Annotated in this window: 3 protein-coding genes; 2 read left to right on the plus strand and 1 reads right to left on the minus strand. The window is 66.6% G+C overall.

What is annotated here, in order from left to right; genetic code table 11:
• Positions 1-97: 97 nt before the first annotated feature.
• On the minus strand, positions 98-1087 hold the full coding sequence (locus ACFWY9_RS35580; protein ID WP_378340932.1) for a hypothetical protein: 990 nt from the start codon (positions 1085-1087) through the stop codon (positions 98-100).
• A 250-nt stretch (positions 1088-1337) separates the two neighbouring features.
• Between ACFWY9_RS35580 and ACFWY9_RS35585 the strand changes: the two genes are divergently transcribed.
• Together ACFWY9_RS35585 and ACFWY9_RS35590 are read left to right on the plus strand one after the other, a co-directional pair.
• A complete protein-coding gene (locus ACFWY9_RS35585) occupies positions 1338-2417 on the plus strand; it encodes a hypothetical protein (protein WP_378340933.1) in 1080 nt (359 codons plus the stop codon).
• 406 nt (positions 2418-2823) lie between these two features.
• On the plus strand, positions 2824-3818 hold a 995-nt coding region (locus tag ACFWY9_RS35590; RefSeq protein ID WP_378340934.1), incomplete at its 3' end, for a DUF222 domain-containing protein.

Below are 3818 nucleotides of genomic sequence, written 5' to 3' on the forward strand. Positions count from 1 at the left end.
AAACAACTCGCCCGTCCCCGCGCACCGGGACCCCGGGTCACAACCCGGCCCCCCCCCCCCCCCACTTACCCCCGGGGGGGGGGGCGGACCGACACTCCTATCGGAACAACCGATCGCCAGGCGTGGCCATCCGATGGGTGGCGCCGTGCCTGCTCACCCAGGTACGGATGGCGGCGATGGACTGGGAGCACTGCCAGCCGTCGTTGTACTCGGTCACCTGATCCTTGGCCCAGCCGGCGATGATGCCGTTGACGCCCGCTTCGCCCAGCAGTTTGTCGACGTACCAAGGATCGTTGTAGTCGGTCGTCCACGAGAACGTCGCCGCGAGGGAACCGGAGTCGCGGTACTTGGCGGCCTTCTTCAACTCCGAGCAGGTGTAGTAGCCGGGCTCCGTGCAGTTGCCGAATCCCTTCCTGATGTCGGAATCGCCGTAGTCCATCGCCCGGCGGCCGTTCGGCAGTCCCGCGCCGTGCTTGGCGTAGACGCCCTGCGCCGTGGCGAGCGACCCGGTGGTGGTGATGCCCTCGAGCTTGCCGAGCCTGCCCTGCAGGCTCTGCCAGCCACGCCCGCCCACATCCGGCGTGGCGCCGCCGTGGTACTCGTAGAATCCGTACAGCACCTGGATTCCCGCCGCCGTCAGTTTCTGTGCCTTGTCCCGCAAACCGGCGACACTGCACGCGCGGTTGGGTTGTTCCCCGCAGTAGTTGGGATCCTTGATGTCCAGCCACACCAGTGACAGCCGCCGTCCCGCGCGTGCCTCGGACACGATCAGGTCGAAGACGCTGTCGGCACTGGGCCCGTGGCGAGTTTCGCCCGCCGAGGAACAATCGTGGTAGGCACGCCATTCGTTCGGGTTGTACCAGGAGCACATGTCGATCTCGACGGCGTTGGCACCGTGCTTGAGCGCGGCACGCACCCCGTCCAGGGTGTCGACGCGGTGCGCGATCGCATACACCGGCCGCTGTCCGGCGGCCGTGGCCGGGGAAACACCGAAGAATCCGGCCCCGAGGACCGCGCACACTGTCGTGAGGACCGCCCGGCGTCGTCCGTGTCCTCTCTTGGTAAAGCTCCGCTGACTCGCCTTCATGACACCTCGCTTCACGTAGTGTCCTGCGTCACACGAGCACACCGAGGGTCCAGCGCCGCCACCGGGAAGACCAGCCTCTGCCAGCGACTTTGCCCGACCTTACGGCCGTTCTTGCCCGGAAAGCTCAGCCGTTCGGCCGATCGGACGAGCGGTCCACTGTGGAGTGACGCGCCGGTTGCCGCTGGCTGTGTAACCCCTCCCGTATCTCCTTCTCGGCGGAGGTATCAGCCGAGCGAGAAGGAGCAGCCGCATGTCAGGGAGAATCGGCTTCGTTGTGGCAAGCGTGGTGACGTTGTCCGTGACCGGAAGCCTGGCCGTCGCACCACGCGCGATGGCGGCCACACCGCGTTACACGCTGACCGTCGGCCCGGACGCGGTCCAGCGGTACACGGGGATCAACGACAACGGCGACATCATCGGCGTCGGCCAGCAAGCCGGGGCGCAGAACGGGGAAGGCTTCGTCCTCAAGGCGGGCACGAACACGCCGACGTTCCTGTCGACGGCGGCCGACCCGGGCAACACGCGGCAGTTCACCACCCCGCACGCGATCAACACCCACGGGGCGGTGGCCGGGGACGTCTTTCCGTCCGGCAGCGCGAACATCCGCCGGGCCACCAGGTGGCCGACGCCGGGCGCCAGCGGCGTCGACCTGGGAGTGGACCCGAACCAGCCCTTCTTCGACGTCGAGGCCACCGGAATCAACGACACCGGCCTGATCGCGGGCAGGACCGTGGATCCGGCCAGCAAGGTCACCGCATGGACGGTGAGCGGGTCCACGATCACCAGGCTGCCCAGCCTTCCCGGCGGACGGCAGGCGAGGGCTCTCGCGGTGAACAACACCGGTCTGGTGGTGGGCTCGTCGGCCAGTTCGGCGTCCGCGGTGTCCGCGTCCGCGTGGCAGAACGGTCAGGTCAGGAACCTGGGCGCGTTGCCGGGCGGCGATTTCGCCGAGGCCGACGCCGTCAACTCGGCAGGCGTCGCCGTCGGCGTCTCCAACACGACACCGAGTGGGGACGGCGTCGACCTGCACGCGGTCAAGTTCTCCGGCGGAACGGTGACCGACCTGAACATCCCGGGTACGAGCACGCTGGCCAACGCCACCGCCACCGGGATCAACGACAGCGGCGTGATCGTCGGCGCGCTGCCCAACGGCGGCGCGTACGTCTACCGGAACGGGGTCGCCACCGACCTGAACACGCTGATCCCGGCCAACTCGGGATTCCGCATCGTCAACGCGACCGGGATCAACGACAAGGGCGCGATCGTCGGCGTGGCAAGGAAAGGATTCGGCGGGCGTACCTTCGGCGTCCTGCTCACCCCGGCCGCGTGACCGTGTTCTTCGGGCGTCAAGCACACCACCGACGCCGGAGAAGCCCGCAACCACACCGAAAAAGCCGTCCAGCGCACCGTCCCACTCGCCATGATCACCCAAAGCCTCGTGATCATCTGGTACCACCTCGCAGGCCACTCACCCCGCGCCACAGCAGCACACCGAGCCCGCGCACCCTGGTACACAACGAAAAACACCCCAGCCACCACGACATGGTCACCAAGCTCCGCCGCGTCCTCATTGCAGCCCAATATCGTGCCGACCCAGCCCAACCACCAACCCCCGAACAAATCCACACCATACACCTAGCCTGGGAAAACACCGCCGCATAACTGCGAAAGCCGAAGCCATCAGTTCACCCGATCGTGTCGAACACATGTTCTATCAGCTGCGGTATGATGGTGACGTGTCCGAGAACCTGTCCACTCTGGAACCGCCACAGGAGCTGTGGCGGCGATCCGGTCGTGAACTCGCCGACGAGGTGCGTACCCGACTGGAATCCCTGTGGCGCTTGGACGCCGAGCTTGGCCAGTACCTCATGGAGATCGAGACACGTGGTGTGTCCGAGCTGTACGGCTATGGGTCGACAGCAGCATGGTTCGCGCACATGGCACGAATGTCGCGGAGTGAAGCCAAAAAATACCTCGACCGCGCCCACGGACTGAACCCCGGCCGCAACATCGACGGTACCGAACTCCCCGCCACCGCACCAGCAACGCGTGCCGCCGCACTCGACGGTGAGATCGGCCCGCACCACAGCGACCGGATCCTCCACTTCCTCAAGAAGGTCCCCGCTTTTGTGTCCGACGAGGACAGAAGCAGCGCCGAGAAAATCCTCGTCGAACTCGCCCGCCACGCCACACCACAGGAAGTAGTCAAGGCCGCAGACGAAATCCTGGCCCGCATGGACCAGGACGGAAAAGAACCAAAAGACCCAGACCCACCGGAACGGAAGCCCGAGTTACGGTTGCGGCAGCGCAAAGACGGCTGGTACGACATCGACGGCCAACTCGACCCCATCACCGGCACCCGCCTCAGCACCATCCTCGACCCTCTCGCCACCCCACGGCCCGCCGGAGAAGACAAGTGGCCGGATCTGCGGTCGCCGTCCCAGCGGTACGGGGAAGCCTTCGGCGAAGCCATCGCCATGCTCGCCAACGTGCCCGACGTCCCCGGCGGCGACCGCGCCCAACTCCTGGTCACCGTGACACTGGACGACCTGAAATCGAAGCTGGGCACCGCCTGCCTGGACATGGTCTCGCAGATCTCCGCGACCGAAGCCCGCATGCTCGCCTGCGACTGCCACGTCATCCCCGCCGTCCTCGGCACCAAAGGCGAACCCCTCGACCTCGGGCGCGCCAAGAGACTCGTCACCCCAGCACTACGGAAAGCGCTGGTAAT

The sequence above is a fragment of the Amycolatopsis sp. NPDC059027 genome (assembly GCF_042739735.1).
Taxonomy (GTDB): Bacteria; Actinomycetota; Actinomycetes; order Mycobacteriales; family Pseudonocardiaceae; genus Amycolatopsis.